The 16693-nt window shown below is 61.7% G+C and carries 15 protein-coding genes; 7 read left to right on the top strand and 8 right to left on the bottom strand.

Going from position 1 to position 16693, the window contains the following annotated elements; all coding sequences use genetic code 11:
- Positions 1-36 precede the first annotated feature (36 nt).
- The gene (locus C8D92_RS07215; RefSeq protein WP_116918906.1) at positions 37-1059 is read right to left on the bottom strand and encodes a class I fructose-bisphosphate aldolase; all 1023 of its coding nucleotides are present in this window, start codon (positions 1057-1059) and stop codon (positions 37-39) included.
- 254 nt (positions 1060-1313) lie between these two features.
- On the opposite strand from C8D92_RS07215, the gene C8D92_RS07220 reads away from it, so the two are divergent.
- The gene (locus tag C8D92_RS07220; RefSeq protein WP_095611458.1) at positions 1314-1712 is read left to right on the top strand and encodes a globin; all 399 of its coding nucleotides are present in this window, start codon (positions 1314-1316) and stop codon (positions 1710-1712) included.
- A gap of 169 nt (positions 1713-1881) precedes the next feature.
- Here the strand turns inward: C8D92_RS07220 and C8D92_RS07225 are convergent, their stop codons facing one another.
- The 6 genes from C8D92_RS07225 to C8D92_RS07250 form a co-directional block, all read right to left on the bottom strand.
- A complete protein-coding gene (locus C8D92_RS07225; protein WP_116918907.1) occupies positions 1882-3048 on the bottom strand; it encodes a DUF3322 domain-containing protein in 1167 nt (388 codons plus the stop codon).
- On the bottom strand, positions 3045-6413 hold the full coding sequence (locus tag C8D92_RS07230; RefSeq protein ID WP_116918908.1) for an ATP-binding protein: 3369 nt from the start codon (positions 6411-6413) through the stop codon (positions 3045-3047). Before C8D92_RS07230 ends, C8D92_RS07225 begins: the two co-directional genes overlap by 4 nt.
- On the bottom strand, positions 6413-7027 hold the full coding sequence (locus C8D92_RS07235; protein ID WP_116918909.1) for a DUF4194 domain-containing protein: 615 nt from the start codon (positions 7025-7027) through the stop codon (positions 6413-6415). Before C8D92_RS07235 ends, C8D92_RS07230 begins: the two co-directional genes overlap by 1 nt.
- Entirely contained in the window at positions 7027-8481 is a 1455-nt protein-coding gene (locus tag C8D92_RS07240) for a DUF3375 domain-containing protein (protein ID WP_116918910.1), read from the bottom strand. Before C8D92_RS07240 ends, C8D92_RS07235 begins: the two co-directional genes overlap by 1 nt.
- Positions 8482-8549: 68 nt before the next feature.
- Positions 8550-8837 (bottom strand): helix-turn-helix domain-containing protein, encoded by a 288-nt coding sequence (locus tag C8D92_RS07245; protein WP_158222369.1) that lies wholly within the window; start codon positions 8835-8837, stop codon positions 8550-8552.
- A gap of 25 nt (positions 8838-8862) precedes the next feature.
- Positions 8863-10200 (bottom strand): type II toxin-antitoxin system HipA family toxin, encoded by a 1338-nt coding sequence (locus C8D92_RS07250; RefSeq protein ID WP_116918911.1) that lies wholly within the window; start codon positions 10198-10200, stop codon positions 8863-8865.
- A gap of 193 nt (positions 10201-10393) precedes the next feature.
- Here C8D92_RS07250 and C8D92_RS07255 point away from each other — a divergent pair, with 193 nt between their 5' ends.
- From C8D92_RS07255 to C8D92_RS07270, 4 genes are all read left to right on the top strand, one after another.
- On the top strand, positions 10394-10792 hold the full coding sequence (locus C8D92_RS07255) for an HIT family protein (RefSeq protein WP_116918912.1): 399 nt from the start codon (positions 10394-10396) through the stop codon (positions 10790-10792).
- Entirely contained in the window at positions 10789-12096 is a 1308-nt protein-coding gene (locus C8D92_RS07260; protein WP_116918913.1) for a protein NO VEIN domain-containing protein, read from the top strand. The genes C8D92_RS07255 and C8D92_RS07260 overlap by 4 nt, the downstream gene beginning before the upstream one ends.
- Before the next feature lie 183 nt (positions 12097-12279).
- On the top strand, positions 12280-12453 hold the full coding sequence (locus C8D92_RS07265; protein ID WP_095612405.1) for a YhfG family protein: 174 nt from the start codon (positions 12280-12282) through the stop codon (positions 12451-12453).
- Between the two features lies 1 nt (position 12454).
- Complete coding sequence (locus tag C8D92_RS07270; RefSeq protein WP_116918914.1) at positions 12455-13054, top strand: putative adenosine monophosphate-protein transferase Fic; 600 nt, start codon at positions 12455-12457, stop codon at positions 13052-13054.
- Positions 13055-13060: 6 nt separating this feature from the next.
- Here the strand turns inward: C8D92_RS07270 and C8D92_RS07275 are convergent, their stop codons facing one another.
- On the bottom strand, positions 13061-14071 hold the full coding sequence (locus tag C8D92_RS07275) for an AraC family transcriptional regulator (RefSeq protein WP_116918915.1): 1011 nt from the start codon (positions 14069-14071) through the stop codon (positions 13061-13063).
- 152 nt (positions 14072-14223) lie between these two features.
- On the opposite strand from C8D92_RS07275, the gene C8D92_RS07280 reads away from it, so the two are divergent.
- Both C8D92_RS07280 and C8D92_RS07285 read left to right on the top strand, forming a co-directional pair.
- Positions 14224-15720, top strand: a complete 1497-nt coding sequence (locus C8D92_RS07280) for a flavin-containing monooxygenase (RefSeq protein ID WP_116918916.1) — start codon at positions 14224-14226, stop codon at positions 15718-15720.
- Positions 15721-15741: 21 nt separating this feature from the next.
- Positions 15742-16563: an alpha/beta hydrolase gene (locus C8D92_RS07285; RefSeq protein WP_116918917.1), complete on the top strand. Its 822-nt coding sequence runs from the start codon at positions 15742-15744 to the stop codon at positions 16561-16563.
- Positions 16564-16693: the final 130 nt, after the last annotated feature.

Here is a 16693-nt window from a genome sequence, read left to right on the forward strand (position 1 = left end):
AAAATGGTTTAAGGCGCCCTGTTGCCGTACCGCCCGTTATCCCGCGTCGTTTTCCATCTCCGGGCGATACTGCCCGGTCTGCGCCGCGCCGTTGAGGTTCGCCCGCTTCAGGAACGCGGCCTGCGTCTCGGCGGCATTGTCCCGGCTGCCGGCCCACGCCTTCTGGGACGGTTCCTGCAGTGCCCGGCCGTAGGAGAAACTCAGCACCCAGGGCTGCTCCCCGAGACGGTTGATGGCGTTCAGGTTCGCGGTCGCTTCCTCGGGCGTCTGACCGCCGGAGAGGAAGTTGATGCCCGGCACGGCGGCCGGCACCACGCGACGGAACACCGCAATCGTCGCCTCGGCCACCTGTTCCGGAGTAGCGTTCGGCGCGTCTTTGCCCGGCGTGACCATGCTCGGCTTGAGGATCATGGTTTCAAGCTGCACGCGGTGACGACGCAGCGCCTCGAACACGGCATCAATGACCACCTCGTTCACCTCGGCGGAGCGCTCGATGGTGTGATCGCCGTTGATCAGCACTTCCGGCTCGACGATCGGCACAATGCCCACCGACTGGCAGAGGGCGGCGTAGCGCGCCAGGGTTTCCGCGTTTGCCTCGATCGCCTGTGTGGAAGGCAGCGTTTCGGAGATGTGGAACACGCACCGCCATTTGGCGAAGCGGGCGCCCTGTGCCTTGTAGCCTTCCAGGCGTTCGTCCAGGCCGTCCAGGCCGTAGGTGATCTCTTCGCCTGGCGCGTTCGGCAGCGGCTTCTTGCCCTTGTCCACCTTGATGCCCGGCACGATGCTCTGACGCCCCAGCAGTTCCGGAATCGGCAGGCCCTCCAGGCTCTCCTGCCCCAGTGTTTCCTCGAACAGAATCACACCACTGATGGACTCACCCACACCGGGTGCGGACATGATCAGGCTGCGGTACTCCCGGCGTTTCTCCTCGGAGGATTCCACACCCACCGCCTTGAAGCGCTTGGCAATGGTCGGATGACTTTCGTCCGCCGCCAGAATCCCTTTTCCCGGCTGGACCAGGTCCTGAATCGTCGCGGTCAGTTCACTCTGAATGCTCATGTCAGATCCCTTTTTGTTGGCTCGGGGAAGGTTGAATGCGTGGGTCACAGTTTAACGTGATTGGTGTGCTTTTGGTGATGGTCATTCGGGACGACTGGGTTCCAGGCCGCTTACTAAGGGGCTGGCTTCCTGCTTGATTCGTTCGCCCATGAGATTCCGGCGAAAGCCATCGTTACAACCGCTTACAGTGCGTTTCCACGCCTGCCGTTAGCATGTGATCGGTTTTGAATGGCATGTTGATGGAGGACAGCGGGATGGACCCGGAAAAGACGGAGTTGGTATTCCAGAGCTATGGACGATGCTGCCAGCGAGAGGCGTTTTTCGTGGATTTTTACGATCGTTTCATGGGCAGCTCCGAGGTGATTCGCGAACAGTTCGTGAAGACCGACATGGCGGCCCAGCGACATCTGCTGCGCAACGGCATCATGCAGCTCATCCTGTACGCGCGAGGCATGCCTGATCGCAAGCTTCGCGATCTGGGCAAGAGCCACAGCCGCCACGGCTATGACATCCACCCGGAGTGGTACGGCCTCTGGCTCGATGCGCTGGTGGCCACCGTCGCCCAGCACGATCCCGAAGCATCCCCGGCGCTGGAACAGGCCTGGCGCGAAGTGCTGACGCCCGGGATCAACCTGATCCGGGATGCCTATTGAGCAAAGCCCTCAGCCAGTCGAGCGCGCCGTCGGCCTCCGACCAGGTGGGCCCTGAAAAAAGCGCCAAAACCATCTCGGATGACCTCGTCGAGGAAGTCTAGGGTGGGATGATCAGCGTGGGAGCAGGCTCTTTACGTCTCGATATTTGCGGTGGGTTGAATAAGTCCGGTCATTCAATCAGCGACAACGGCAAATGTTCTTGTTCCAGGCGAATATTCTCGCCATAGCGGTTTTCCCGCAAGTCCTGGTACAGGGACTGTTCCGGTGGCGTCAGTTTCGGAAGGTCCCGATGGGACGGGCGGGGTTCGTGCCCCCACAGCTCCGGGTGCGCCATCAGGGTGGCGCGGTCCATGAGCAGCGAGCGGGCCTGCGGCCAGTAGCGGCGCAGCCGGTCGAGAATGACGAAGCCGTGAGTGTCGATGTCGCCCCAGTACACCAGCTGCTTGTCGGCCAGCCAGTCAGCACCAGCCAGTAAGGGACCCACCGAATAGCCCTGGCCGAAGATAACGATGGCGGATGGGCTTGAAGGGAATGACAGGGCAGTGATCTCGTTCTCGACGATGTAGACCGTTTCGATGGCCATCGACAGGTGGTTGAAGTCGGCCACGGGAATCTGGAGGTCGTCGAGTCCGGCGATCCGGTGAGTTGGGTCCAGTATGCGCAGACGCAACTGTGCGGGCTTGGTGAGAAACCCGAAGCGGCGTTCAAAACCGGCGGCGCCGGCGCCGGTGGCGGTGGTGTCAATCGCGGACTCGGGCAGAACGAGGTCGAGCAACTCCGTCAGCAGGCCGCGGTGGCGCTCGATGAACTTGGTGTGCACGCCGGACAGGTTCAACTGGCGCAGATAACAGCCGGGTCGGGGGTGGTCGCGTAGCCAGTGGAGAACGGACAGCAGGCGCGGCCAATCGTCGGCCCGGGCCAGCGCGGTGAGCGGCTGTTTTTTGAGCCAGTCCTCGAGTTCGGGAAGCGCGGACAGGATGGCATCGCAGAGCCGGTCGAAGGTCTGGGCGTCCCGCCAATGGCGGGTCAGACGCAGCGCCCGCTCGGGGCTGTCGATGAGCACGGCCACGGGAAACCGATTGCGTCCAAGCTGGCGATGATTGACGGTTTTCCATTCCAGAGTGACCTCGCCACGCGCCTCGATGGCCTGCCAGTGCCGGACCCAGTTACGGGCCGCTTCGAAATGCTCGCCAAGCGCCCGGGCACTGGGTTTTTTCAACGGCAGGCGCCAGGGGAAGCGGTCGTCCGGCCAGCGCCAGGCCCGCAGCAGATCGCCCCGATGCCATGCCTTTTCGAGCCTGGCGTGAACGTCGTCATAGCGGGTCCAGCTGGTCATGAGGCCGTGGCCCTCTCCCGTTCGGCTCGATAGGTCTCAATGGTCAGGTTGCGCAACAGTGACTCGCGCCCCTCGGGGTTGTGGACATAGCCGACGTGCGCCACGTAGGGCTCGATGATGTGGATCTTCTGCAGCGGCGTGACGATCAGCAACTGCAGGTTGAGGCGCCGGAAGAGCTCAAGGCCGAATCGGGCTGATTCGTCGGAACCGCGGCCGAAGGCCTCGTCGATCATCACAAAACGAAAGCTGCGTGACCGGACCTCTCCCCATTCGAGGCCGAACTGGTAAGCCAGGCTGGCCGCCAGTACCGTGTAGGCAAGCTTTTCCTTCTGGCCGCCGGATTTGCCGCCGGAGTCGGTGTAGTGTTCGTATTCACTGCCGTCCTCGCGCCAGCGTTCCGAAGCGGCAAAAGTGAACCACTGGCGCACATCGGTGACCTTACGGGTCCAGCGCCGGTCCATATCGGCCGTGCCTTCCCGCCCCCGGAAGCGCTCGATGATGGCCTTGACCTGAAGAAACTTGCTTTCGGCGTACTGTTCGTCTTCGGTGCCGGTCAGGGTGCCTTCGGTGCAGGCTTTCAACTGTTCCTGGAAGTCCCGGACATCCGGGTCGCTGGTGGCCTGAGCCTCCAGCAGGATGTAACGACCGGGGTTGTACTCGATGTCTGCCAGGGACTGGTTGATCTGGTCGATCCGCTCGCGGATCTGCTGTCGCTCGCGCGCCAGCTGGGACTGGAAGCCGGCGACCTCCCGGATGGTGTTCTCGTTGAGCAGTGCCTTGAACGTGTTTTCGAACCGGGGCAGATCGTCGGCACGCAGTTTTTCCAGCATGGTCTCATACTCGGGCGCGGCCTCCAGGGTGGCGTCCACCTCCTGAGTGTCCAGAGGCCAGGCGTGGCGATAATCGCTCATCGCCTGTTGGATCTGCTGCTGGAGCTTACTGAGTTTCTTGCCGTCAGCGTCTACTTTTTTCTGCAGCCATTCGCGAAAGTCCCGCTCCCGGTTGTCGCAGGACTCCACAGTGAGCTGGTGCGGGCCGAGGGCCTCTTCCCGCAGTCCGTCCAGCGTCTCAAAATGGGGTTCGTGGTCCGCTTGCTGCTCCGTCATCAGCGCGCGAACCTCTGACTGTTGCTGCCGGGCACTGTCCTGTTTGTCCCGGTTGATCGCCAGCGCCCGATTCAACTGGTCGCGCTGGTCTCCGGTCTGTTGGATCTGGTAATCCAGCGCCTCGAGTTGCTGGTTGAGCGCGCGCAACTGATCCGAGGCCTTTTCCAGCGCCGCCTTCTCGTCCTCAAGCCGGGCCAGATCGTGGGCGGGCCCTTCCCAGTCGATGTCCTGGTAATCGTGGATTTCCAGTAACGCCGTCAGCGCATCCCGGCGTTCGCCCAGTTGTTTTTGCTGGCGGTCCAGGTCCGTAAGCTGATCGGCGAGGTCCTGAATGGTCCGCTCAAGCGTTGCCTGCTGGCTTTCCAGGGCCTCGATCTTGGCGCGGTTGCTCCAGCCAAGGACGTATCGGCTACGGTCGTCCAGTCCGTGGCGGTCATCCTTCTCATGGCGTTGGCCGCCGGCCTTGATCTGACCGGCGCGGGTGATGGCCCGGTTCTCGCGTCGGAAATGGGCAAGGTCATCGCAGCAGGCGTAGTCGAAGCGCTGGTCGAGCGCCTGTTCGAGCCAGGGATAGAAGGCGGAGTCGGGCCGGATCTCCAGCTTGTGCACCAGTGATTCCGGGTGCCGGTCCGGCACGGTGTTGGTCTGGTGCTGGCGTACGCGGAAATACACCAGCCGCCCCCGAAGGTGAGTGTCGTTGACCCAGCGGGCGACGGCCTCGTAATGCTCGTCCGGTACCAGCAGGGACAGCGCGAAATTATGCAGTACGCGCTCGGCGGCGCCTTCCCAGGCTGATTCGTCCTCGCGGACGCGGATCAGCTCGCCAACGAAGGGCAGGTCGTCCTCGTTCAGGTCGAGCGCCTCACACAGCGTCTGGCGAATGCGGATCTGGCGGGCGCTGATGTTGGAGCGCCGGCGCTTGAGCGAATCAATCTCTTCGCCGAGAGCCTCATGCGATTCCCGGTGCTGGCGGAGAGAGACGGCCAGTTCGGTCCGCTGGGTGTCGATGGTCTGATTGTCATGGTCCAGTGAGGCCCGCCGGCTGGTCAGTGTGTGATGGCTGTCGGCGAAGGTGTCCGGGTCCGGCCGCGCGGGGAGTCCGGCCTGACCGGCCAGTTCCGCATACCGGTCCGCCCGTTGGCGGCGGTCGTCACGCCGGCGCCGGGTTTCGGCGATTTCGCCTCTGAGCTGTTCAAGCCGGTCGCCGCCGTTCCGGGCAATGGCCTCTTTGAGCTGGTCCCGCTCAGCGCGCTGCCGATCCAGCAGGCGTTGCTGCTGCAGTGCGTTCTGATCCAGCCGCTCGTCTTCGGCCGCCAGGCGCTCCAGGCGATGGCTGAGCAGCCGATCCTTATGGCCCGCGAAATAGGCCCGCAGGGCATCCCGGCACTGTTCCCAACGGGTGCGGTCGTCGCTGATCGACTGGTATCGATGGCAGTCGGCCACCAGCGGTTCCAGCGCCTCGACCTGGGCGCGGGCCTTGAGCACGGCCTCGTGCGCCCGGTTCAGGTCGTCGAAATGACCGATCAACGCATCAATGCGCGGCCCGACGTGGAAAGCCTCAAGCATGTGGTCCCGGACGAAGTCGGTAAGGTTGCCCACGGACTTCATGGACACGGTCTGGTGAAACAGATCCAGCGCCTGGTCGTTGTCGATGCCGAACTGGCGTCGGAAGGCGGCTTCATAAGGCGGGAAGCTGTCGAACAGCTGCATCCGGTCATCGTCTCGCAAGCGCTTGCGAAGCTGGCGGATATCGCTGCCGAAACCGGCGAAATCCTCCTGAATGTCACAATCCCCTTCGGCCACCACGTAGAAACGCGCCGGTTGGCCCTGACGGTCCTTGTGCCAGAACACTTGAGCCAGAGTGATCTGTTGGTCGTAGCCCTCGTTGGCGAAAACGGCAAGGATGACCGAGTAGCTGTTGTGGTCCCGCAAGGGAACGGGCCGGGCGTGCTGACCCGTCTCGGAGCGTTCGGACTTGTAATAGCCAAGCACATAGGACCGCAGTGAGCGTTCTTTGGTCTCGGCCCCGGCGGCCTTGTTGTACGCGATCTTCTGGGCCGGGACCAGCAGGGTGGTCATGGCATCCACCAGCGTCGATTTACCGGAACCGATGTCACCGGTCAGCAGGCCATTATCGCCATTCACACCCAGGCGCCAGACACGATTGTGGAAGGTGCCCCAGTTGAACACTTCCAACCGTTGCAGGCGAAAGCCCGCGCGTGTGTCATCGTCGGCGAAGTCCAGCAGCTGTTCCTGCATCAGTGTTCCTCTTTGGTTGCGGGGGGCTGCGGGCTGGCATGGTCCCGGTAGGCGGTCAGCTTCTCGTCGAATTCATTCAACCACTGGGCATCCACGTAGGCTTTGATGATGCGCCGTACCTCGATCTTGTCATCCTGCCCGCGCAGACGACGGATGAAGCCCAGCTCGGCAATGCGGTTGAGGTGACTGTCGATTCGGTCCACCAGACGCGCCTCGTTGGTGCTCTCCGGGAGAAAGGTACGCAGCATGTCCACAATGTCCGCCCGGTCAAGAATCAGGCGCAGCTCTCCGCCCTGGGTGTCCGCCTCGGCGAGTTTGCGCCGCAGCAGGGCAATCAGCAGGCTGACCGGATAGGACAGTTGGCGCCGGCCCACCAGGCGTGGCAGTTCCTGTTCGCCCTCGGCGGTCTCGCGGGTGCGCAGCCAGGCGTAGCCCTCGGCTTCGTCCAGCAGCAACTCCAGGCCCAGAACGGCGACGTAGTCACGCACGCGGGGTTGGAGATTGAGAAGCTGTTGCCAGAGTCCCGGGTCGTCCTCCTGATAGAGCACTCCGCGCAGCAGGCGGATGATGATCCGTGACAGGGCGTTATCGCTGGGTTCCTCGGTTGCTTCCATTATCCGGTCCGTTGGCGGGTGAACAGAACACGCGGCAGCCGGGCGCGGCGCATCAGGCCGCTCTCATCCTGCCACGCGATGGTCTCCGGCGTCTGGTCATCGAAGGTGGCGCGCTCGTCACTGCCGGCCAGTGACAGGTAGGCGACCAACTCCGCCAGGCCCACCTCCAGCGGGTTGGCGTCGATTACCTGGGCCAGGGTGACCTGGTCCCGGCCCTGAAGCTGGCGGTCGATGGCGTGGCGCAGGCGAACGTCGTCCACGACCACCTGATTGAACAGCGCGTCGGGATCCACCGCTGACTCGTCGCCCGAGGTGACCTCGTCGTCAATCACCGGTTGCAGCGGTGGTGAGAACAGGGGGCGCTCCATGGGCAGTCGGATGTCCGCGGTCGGTGACTCGACGCTCATCAGGTCGCCGCCGGGCGGGTCGTCCCGCAGGGCCAGCGCGTGGCCCTCGATGTCCTGAATGACCTGCATGATGCGTTTGTTCTCCAGATAGGCCTGATCATCCAGAAACCGTCTCAGTTGTTCGGACAGCCGGGCGACCGTGCGCTGGGTCTGCTCGCCGGCCTCCAGCCAGTCGAAGTGGATGCGCTTGAGGCGCGGGTCGGGCGACAGCTCGCGGACTTCATCGAGACGGAAGAGTTGTTCCAAGCCGTCCGTCAACTCTTCCTGACGGCTTGGCGACATCAGAAAATCCCAGAATGCGCGGAAGGTCTTGCCCTGGTCGGAGTCGGCGATGGCATCGCGCTCACCAAAGATGTGATCAAGCAACTGCCCCTTACTGCCCTCCCAGGTGGTGATCTGCTCCCGCGCCTGTCGGTCGAGCTGGCGAAAATTATGCTCCACTTCCCGAAAGTCCGACAGCAGCTCACGTGCGGTTCCGGTCAGCTGCTGGAAACGCTCGCGCACGGCGGTTTCGCCCATCACGTCGATGTGTCCATCCCGGATGCTGTCGATTTCTCGCTGAATGTCGGACTGGCGCCGTTCCAGCTCGGCGATCCGCGCCTCGGCATCGGTCTCAACGCCCTCGAGAATCTGCCCCAGCAGGTCGAAGATGGTTTTCAGACGCGACTCGGTGCCCACGAAATGGCGCTGGGTCAGGCTGGTCAGCCATCCAATGGCCTTCTCGGCGGCGGGCGTCAGGTCGAAGTGGGCTTCGTCGGAATCAATCGGGTAGAACTTACGGAGCCAGCCCTTGTGGTTATCCGCCCAATCGTTGAGGTAGTCGGTCGCACTGCGAGGGAAGGCCTCTTCCCTCTCGCTCTCGCGAAGCTGGAACAGATGGTCTTCCAGCCGAGCCTGTAATCGGGACTCCGGCATGGTGCGCACATTGGGCTCAATGAAAGCCGCATCCAGAAAGCTGGCAATCAGTGGGGAATGGTCGGCCAGTAACAGACGCCAGGCCGGGTGATGGTGTCGCAGTTGGCTGGCGGTACGAAAATCCAGGGGCATGGCGTTCGGTGATCCGTCATCTCCTTTGGGACGTCAGGGTAACATGTGGCTAGCGAGGACCGATCACCTCAGGCGGGCCTCACCGGCGCCAGAGTCAGGCGATACCCGAGCGGTCTGATGACCGCCTGAAGGGAGGTCACGCTCACGTTCAGCTCATCCCGCTCAATCGCACCGAGCGTGTTCTTGGAGACGCGGCATAAGCGGGCGTACTGCGCCTGCTTCAGACCCAGCCACCGCTGACGCATCTCCCGCACCGCCTCACCGATTGTGACCTCGCCGGCGGCTAATTGGCGTTGGAGTTCCTCTTCGCGATGTTGCCGCTCTTCCGCGCTGATTCTCGGTTTCATTGTTGGCATGGTCGGTCTGTTCCCGTTTGCGCTGTTACGGCTCGTATGACAACAAGTCATCGGCCAACTCAGCCAGACGGTCGAAGTTGACTCGAGGGTGGTTTGTCACGGATTGGGGGACGCCAAGCGCATGCATCCGTTCGTCGAGCGTTGCCAATCTGGCCAGGTTGCGCTGAAACGCCGCCAGAACGACGGCCGGGTCACAGGCACGGTCCCTGATGACGGCACGGTAATCGACGTGGCCGGAGGTGTTGCGGAAGTGCTCTGGCCAGAGTGTTGTCCGGGCGATGCCCTCCGGGTCGAGAACCATCGGAGCCAGGTCGTACGCAGGGGCGAGCCGTATGGTGCCGGCCTGCTTCACAACGGCGGTGTTCCGACCGTGATTGTCGGAATTGCCAATCGCCGTGTTGATGGCGTCTCTGGTGAGGTATTCGGCCAGTAGTGTATCCCTGTCACCACCAACGGCCGCTTCAATTTGGTCAAGCGCCGCCGTGTGTTGCATGGTGGCGCCATTGCCGAGCATCTGGTTGAGGCTATACACGGACTCGACGCCCAGCCGTTCAACTTGGCCCTGTGAAACGAGACGGTCGAATCGGGGAAGCCATAACGACACCATGTCGCCCTCATGCAGTTCGGCACCGGATACCGCGTCGATCCCCAACGCTTCCAGTGCTTGGTAGATCATGCCTTCACAGCGCAGAACGTCCCGATCCCGTTCTTTGCGACGCCCCCTCGGGAATTTGATGAGCCAGTGTCCGACGACATCATCGTCGGCGAGCGTTCCTTCCAGATAAAGCCGCCCGTCAGAGCCTTCCGCCATCAACAGTTTCGGAGCGTCACCCGCTGCGCCGGTTGCGCCGCCAATGGCAATGCCGAGCGAGTGGGCGTAATCGATCAGTTCGTCGCTGCGCTCCGTCACGTCCGCTTTGGTAAACCCGTGGGAAGGGTGTCGAGCGACTTGCTCCTGGAACTGGTCGGCGGCTTGCTTGATTCGAAGGTTGCCGATGGGTGCGATGCAGGCGGATTCAAGCAACGTCAGGTCCATCGCCGGCCCCGGATCCCGATCCACCCCCCAAAGACGAAGCAGATTATCCCGACCGGCGCCCTGCGGAATAATGTCCCTCAGAATCGGTGCGACCGGCTGCTCGTTGAAATGCCCGGAGAACTCTCCCGGCACATGAACACCTATGGCACGCTCGTCGCGAAAGCCGAGCCCTGGCCGGTAGTCATCGGCATCATTGATGTAGATTGGATTGTAATAGAACTGCATGGGCCCTTCGACGCCCCGGTCCGGATCAGCGAACGTCACATCTCCGGCATCACGCCATAGACCGTTCCAGTGCGCCTGCAGTGTCAACGTCTTGCTGGCCATTGGAGTCGCCTTGAGACCAGAAATTTGGTTCTATGGTAGTCTATTGCGGCGGTTAAAACCAGATTTTTGGTTCTATAGATTGAGCTACCGTCAATATTGGTCGTGATTCTCCAAGAGATCTAATGTAGACAGGTAGTTGTCGAAACCGGCGGGCCTCAACCCAATGAGTCTGCGTGCTTCTTTTGAGGAGTTTATGTCGAGGATTCTTTGCCCTTTCTGCTCTCACCCTGAGGAACTCCAGACGGGCGTTGTTCTGCAAAACGACTATGCGCACGCCCGCCTGGACGCCTACCCGGTTTCAGACGGCCACCTCCTCATCGTCCCCAAACGCCACGCCGCCGACTGGTTTGATCTGACCACTGAAGAACAACAGGCGATCATGGACCTGGTTGAGCAGGGCAAGCAGTGGCTGGACGCGCACTACCAGCCTGATGGCTACAATATCGGCATGAATTGCGGAGAGGCGGCCGGCCAGACGGTCAGGCACATGCACTGCCATCTGATTCCGCGCCACAGCGGCGATGTGGCGGACCCGCGTGGCGGTGTGCGTTGGGTGATGCCGGATAAGGCCGACTATTGGAGTGAGCGGTGAGCCTGCTGGATTATGAACAGCGCTTTTCGGCGCTGCGGGTGAACAGTGCCGGAGGCAACCGGAGTCCGCATAAGGTGGCGTTATTGCGGGCCGTCATGGACCTGGTTGAGTCGGGCCAGATTCAGGAGAATGCATTCTACTTTGATGATCGGCTCAGGGCCCGATTCACAGACCATTTTCAGGAACTCGCCGGTCCTTCCGACCGCGACAATCCCCATTTGCCGTTTTTCCATCTTCGCAGTGAAGGCTTCTGGCACCACAAAGAGCGCCCCGGCCAACGCGAACGATACGCTGACCAGAATACCGTCACCTCGCCGGGTGCCCTGAACGCGTTGGTCGATTATGCGTTTCTGGACGATGAGCTGTTTGAGCTTCTGGGGAACCGGATCGCCCGAGAGCTTCTGAAGTCGGCGATGGAAAAGAATCTGGACGAGACGGCCATTCGTGAGCTGATTCAGCCGGGGCGTGGTGGCTGGGACTGGCTCGAATGCGAGTTTCTTGTGGCCGACTATATGGCGATGATGGAAAAGCACCTGGCTGGCGTGAAATACAGCAAGGCCGATCACCGGCGTGCGTTGCAGGCATACCTGAACAACCGATCCCGCCCTTCCATTGAGTTCAAGCACCGAAACATCAGTGCCGTGCTGCTGGAGCAGGGACTGCCATATCTTCCGGGCTACCGGCCCGCTCACAATTATCAGCAGCAGCTTGGACAGGTTGTATTGTCCTATCTGGCTGGCCATCAGAGCCTGCTGGATGACCTGACGCAGTTAGCGGGCGGTTCGGTAACCGAGCCCGAGCCCAGCCCGATGGATTGGAGTAAGGTCTACGACCCCAACCCACCGGACCGCATTCCCTATGTCGCCGAAAGTCGTCCGTCCTACATCGCCAGACGGATTGATTTCAGTGAACGGGAAAGGCGGAATCGCTCGCTGGGGCAATCGGCGGAATCCTTTGTGGTGCAGTTGGAGCGCCAGCGCCTGACAGAGGAAGGCCGTCCGGACCTGGCTGCCGAGGTGGAATGGTCCAGCCTTAAGCGGGGCGATGGCTTAGGCTTCGACATCCGCTCTTTTGATGCCCGTCGCGATGAGGAGCGTTTTCTGGAGGTGAAAGCCACGCACTCGGGCAAGTACCAACCGTTCTTCATCAGCGAGAACGAGCGGGCCTTCTCCAACGATTACTCGGATGCCTACCGGCTCTACCGGGTTTACGAATTCAGCATGTCGCCAAGGCTTTTTGTGTTGCCCGGGGCAGTGGAGCAGTATGTCCATCTGATTCCACGGAGCTATCAGGCGCGTTTTTGAGACTGGGCTTTGGGCGGCTCATGCGATACAGACAATGCGGTGGGGGCATATCCTTCAAGCGCCAGTTTGAGTGTTTGTGTCCGCTCGATCGGCTGTGCGAAGAGCGAATCCTGCCGTTCCCGAAATGGCGCATAAACGCCGGTTTTGGTACATTATTTAGACAGTCCCAAAAGGCAGCAGACCATGGCTTCATCCTCGCTGGAAGCAAAAAGAGCCTATTTTGCCAAAACCCGGCGCGCCAACTACGCAGCCAGTTTGCGGTTGGAGGGTTTTGATGTGAAGAGCGGTGACGTCAAGTACGCCTCACGTCGTGCAGCCGTCCGTGCCCATCGCAAACGAGCCACAGCCAACGCCTGAAATGGATAAATATGGGGTTGAGCAGGACGCTTATTGTTACCCCAATAGCGATGTCCTTAAGAACCGACTGAGCATTAAGGATGCCGCTGAACTGACTGATGCGGAGCGGGACATTACCGCGGCTGCCGCCGAAGAAATCGAGTTCGAACCCCCTCCTTATAGTCTTGCCACGCTCCGGCGAGTTCACCGTCTTCTGTTCCGAGATATTTACGACTGGGCAGGGGAATGTCGCTCGGTTGATATTGCCAAAGGCGAGACGCGCTTTTGCACGGCCCAGCGCATTGAGCCGGAAGCAAAGAAGCTATTTGATCAGCTTGCCGGCAGGAATTGGCTGGAGGGTTTGTCCCGATATGCCCTCGTTAGGGAATTGGCCGAGTTCTACGGAGAGCTGAACATGGTTCATCCTTTCCGCGAAGGAAACGGTCGGGCGCAACGGCTGCTATTTGAGTTCCTGATCGTGAATGCGGGCTATGAAATTCGTTGGGAGCCCGTCACAGAGAAGGAATGGCAAGAGGCTAATATCCAATCCGCTTTACGCTGCGATTCGTCTGGGCTTGAAGCGATCTTTGAGAAATGTATTGGCCGTCGCATCCCGGACTAATGCCCATCACCCCCGATTCAACAACCACGCCCGATACCGCCTCGGCGTCATCTCAAACCATTGCCGGCAGGCCCGGTTAAAGGCGGACTGTTCGGAGTAGCCCAGCAGGCCGGCGATCTGGCTGAGTTTGAGTTTGGGCTCCAGCAGGTACTGGTGGGCGAGGTGGCGCCGTTCGTCGTTGAGCAGTTGTTCGTAGCGGGTGCCTTCGCGGTCGAGGTGTCTCTGCAGGGTGCGTTTGTGCATGGCCAGGTGGGCGGCAATGGCCTCGCTGCTGCAGCGGCCCGTGGGGAGGAGTGTGCGGATGAGGCCGATGACGTCTTCGGAGACGGTGGCGGCGTTGGGTGCCTGCTGGGATTCCAGGTAGCGGTCCGCCAGTTGCCAGGTCTGGTGGTCGACGCTGGCCAAGGGGATCGTGAACGCGGAGACGGGCAGGCGAAAGCCGCACCAGGGTTCGCGGAAGTGAACCGGGCTGTTGAACACGGCGTGATAAACCGACTCGTCTCCGGCACGTTCGTGCATCAGGTGCACGCTCAGCGGCGCCACGGCATCCCCGCAGAGCAGCTTGAGCACCTGCATGGCGTTGGACATGCCCAGCTCGTAGGCCTGCACCCGGTAACCGGCGCCCTCATCATCCACGTGGTAATGGAGCTGGACGATGTCGGCGGTTTCGGTACGGGCGGTCAGTTTCAGGGCGGGGCAGTGCAGGTGCAGGTAGCGAGCGATGCTCTGAATGGCGTCGCCGACGGTGGCCGAGCTGCGGGCGATTACGGAAATCGGTCCGAGGATGTCCATGCCCTGGTACTCGGCGAGCTTGAGACCGAATTCGGGGTAGTCGAGCTTCCGGGCGGTGTCTTCGAACAGCGCGGACACATTCCGGTAGATCAGAAACGAGCGGTCATCGCGCTGCTCTTCCGGCGGTATGTGGTAGCGCGCCAGCAATGGCAGTGGATCGCCGCCGCGGATGCGGACGAGTTCGTCAAACCCCCACAGGTTGGTGGCCCGGATCAGGCTGCTCATGCGCGCTCCCGGTTTCCTGAGACTCGCGCTGAAGAACGCGTGTCGGTGTCTCGATATGTCAAAAAACTGTCCGGTTTTGTCAATATTGTCAAGCGTGGCCTCTGGAATAGTGGCAGGTGCTGGTCATTACAAGAGACAACAGGGAGACCACCATGACTGCGCCGCACTACGACACCGTCATCATTGGCGCCGGCCTGTCCGGCATCGGGACCGCCTGCCACATTGCCGGTGAGTTCCCGCGCCGGAGCCTGGCGATCCTGGAGCGCCGGGAGAAAATGGGCGGCACCTGGGATCTGTTCCGGTATCCGGGGATTCGTTCGGATTCGGACATGGCCAGCTTCGGGTTCGACTTCAAACCCTGGTACTCCAATCAGGTGCTGGCCAAGGGCACGGATATCCGCCACTACGTTGCCGAAACCGCCCGCGAGTTCCATCTGGCGGACAAGGTACAATTCGGAATGAACATCGTCAGTGCGGACTGGTCCAGCGCGGACCAGCGGTGGACCATTACGGCGCGGCATGAGCCGACCGGCGAGGAGCGCACCATCACCTGTCACTTCATGGTGAACTGTGCCGGTTATTACAACTTCGACCACGGCTATCGCCCGCACTTCGAGGGGGAGGAGTCGTTCGAGGGCCGGATTATCCACCCGCAACAGTGGCCGGAGGACTTCGACTACACGGGCAAGAAGGTGGTGGTGATCGGCAGCGGCGCGACCGCGATTACCGTGGTGCCGGCGATGGCGGACAAAGCGGCGAAGGTCACCATGCTGCAACGCTCGCCCAGTTACATCATGTCGGTGCCGGACACGGACAAGGTCTCCATGCTGCTCAACAAGGTCCTGCCCAAGCGGTGGGTGTTCCAGATGGCGCGACAGCGCAACATTCTGCTTCAGCGGGGCATCTATCTGGCGTCCATGCGCTGGCCGAATGCGATGCGCAAATTCTTCCTCTCGCATATGCGCAAGAAGGTCGGCCCGAACGTCGATATGCGCCACTTCACGCCGGACTACAACCCCTGGGAGCAGCGCCTGTGTGCGGCACCGGACGGCGACTTTTTCAACAGCCTGCGCTCTGGCAAAGCGGACATCGTGACTGACCACATCGATCACTTCTCGAAAAACGGCATCGTGCTCCAATCCGGCGAGACGCTGGAGGCGGACGTGATCGTCACTGCCACCGGGCTGGACGTCCAGCTGATGGGTGGCATGGACATCCAGCTTGATGGCGAGTCGGTGTCATTGCCCTCGAAGATGGTCTACAAGGGCATCATGATGCAGGACATTCCCAACTACGGCTGGATCTTCGGCTACACCAACGCGCCCTGGACCCTGAAATGCGATATCGGCGGTCAGTATCTGTGCCGACTGTTCAAGCGCATGGAAGAGACCGGAGCCACCGTCGCGCGACCGGTTGACCGGGATGGGAAAAATGCCGGCGTGGGGATGCTCGACGGTTTTGCGCCGGGCTACATCAGCCGCGCGCAACACCTGATGCCCCGTCAGGGGGAAGGGCCCTGGGAAGTGACGATGCACTACGGTCGCGACAAGAAGATGCTGACCGAGGACCCGGTGGACGACGGCGTCCTGTCATTCGAAACGCCAGAGGATGCCCGGCGCGCACCCGGCGCATCGGACAAAGCCGCTTGACTGAGGAACAGGGACACAACGATGACCGCAGAAGAGACGAACAAGCCGCCGGTGATGCTCGTCCACGGCATGTGGAGCACGCCTGAGGCGCTGGATGAACTCCGCGAGGCGTTTGAGCAGGCAGGCTATTCGGTGGAGGCGCCCTGCCTGCCGCTGCACATGGCGAAAGCGGACTACGACGACCACGCACGGGCCACGCTCGCCCAGACGCGGCTACAGGACTATGTGGCGTTTCTGGTGGACCGGGTGAAGCAGCTGGACGCCCCACCCATTCTCGTGGGCCACTCCATGGGTGGCCTGCTTGCTCAGCTCGTCGCGGCCCGGGTGCCGTGCGAGAGGCTGGTGCTGCTGTCCTCCGCCGCGCCGGGTGGCATCAACAGCTGGTCCTGGTCGATGGTGCGTACCTTTGGCCGGAATCTGCTGCTGTTCCCGCTTTGGAAGCATGTCATGACGCTGCGTGCTGACAGCATCCGCTACGGCATCGCCAACCAGCAAAACGCGGACACCCAGCAGTGGATACTCGACCACGCCACCTACGAATCCGGCATGGCGGCGTTCCAGATCGGCATCGCCGGCTTCCTGCCCAATGCGTTTTCCCGGGTCGATCCGCAGTCGATCCAGTGCCCGATTCTGGTCCTTGGTGGCACCGAAGACCGCATAACGCCCATTGGTATTCAGCGGCAGATCGCTCGCAAGTATGGGGCGCAGGCCCGCCTGGTAGAGATCCCTGGGGCGTGCCACTGGACCGTGGGCGGGCGTTATTTTGATCAGGTTCAGCGGGAACTGTTTGGCTGGCTCGACGAGCGAGCGGGGGAGGCTGTTTCGGAGCCGGCGGTGGCGTAATCGCCACGCCGGATGCCTCTGAGATTGTCAGGATGATTCGGTCGCTCTGCGACCTCACCTAACCCCTCCGGGGCCGTCGTCGCGCGGCTCCGACGTTCTCTCCGTTCGCTTCGCGAACTCCGAGTCGAAC

It is taken from the genome of Tamilnaduibacter salinus, from assembly GCF_003096655.1.
Lineage (GTDB): Bacteria > Pseudomonadota > Gammaproteobacteria > Pseudomonadales > Oleiphilaceae > Tamilnaduibacter > Tamilnaduibacter salinus.

Excerpts from the sequence above, each read along its gene's own strand:
- C8D92_RS07245 (WP_158222369.1), bottom strand. The coding sequence starts at position 8,837 with ATGCCAACAATGAAACCGAGAATCAGCGCGGAAGAGCGGCAACATCGC.
- C8D92_RS07255 (WP_116918912.1), top strand. The coding sequence starts at position 10,394 with ATGTCGAGGATTCTTTGCCCTTTCTGCTCTCACCCTGAGGAACTCCAG.
- C8D92_RS07225 (WP_116918907.1), bottom strand. The coding sequence starts at position 3,048 with ATGACCAGCTGGACCCGCTATGACGACGTTCACGCCAGGCTCGAAAAG.
- C8D92_RS07220 (WP_095611458.1), top strand. The coding sequence starts at position 1,314 with ATGGACCCGGAAAAGACGGAGTTGGTATTCCAGAGCTATGGACGATGC.
- C8D92_RS07215 (WP_116918906.1), bottom strand. The coding sequence starts at position 1,059 with ATGAGCATTCAGAGTGAACTGACCGCGACGATTCAGGACCTGGTCCAG.
- C8D92_RS07275 (WP_116918915.1), bottom strand. The coding sequence starts at position 14,071 with ATGAGCAGCCTGATCCGGGCCACCAACCTGTGGGGGTTTGACGAACTC.
- C8D92_RS07265 (WP_095612405.1), top strand. The coding sequence starts at position 12,280 with ATGGCTTCATCCTCGCTGGAAGCAAAAAGAGCCTATTTTGCCAAAACC.
- C8D92_RS07230 (WP_116918908.1), bottom strand. The coding sequence starts at position 6,413 with ATGCAGGAACAGCTGCTGGACTTCGCCGACGATGACACACGCGCGGGC.
- C8D92_RS07240 (WP_116918910.1), bottom strand. The coding sequence starts at position 8,481 with ATGCCCCTGGATTTTCGTACCGCCAGCCAACTGCGACACCATCACCCG.
- C8D92_RS07285 (WP_116918917.1), top strand. The coding sequence starts at position 15,742 with ATGACCGCAGAAGAGACGAACAAGCCGCCGGTGATGCTCGTCCACGGC.
- C8D92_RS07250 (WP_116918911.1), bottom strand. The coding sequence starts at position 10,200 with ATGGCCAGCAAGACGTTGACACTGCAGGCGCACTGGAACGGTCTATGG.
- C8D92_RS07235 (WP_116918909.1), bottom strand. The coding sequence starts at position 7,027 with ATGGAAGCAACCGAGGAACCCAGCGATAACGCCCTGTCACGGATCATC.
- C8D92_RS07280 (WP_116918916.1), top strand. The coding sequence starts at position 14,224 with ATGACTGCGCCGCACTACGACACCGTCATCATTGGCGCCGGCCTGTCC.
- C8D92_RS07270 (WP_116918914.1), top strand. The coding sequence starts at position 12,455 with ATGGATAAATATGGGGTTGAGCAGGACGCTTATTGTTACCCCAATAGC.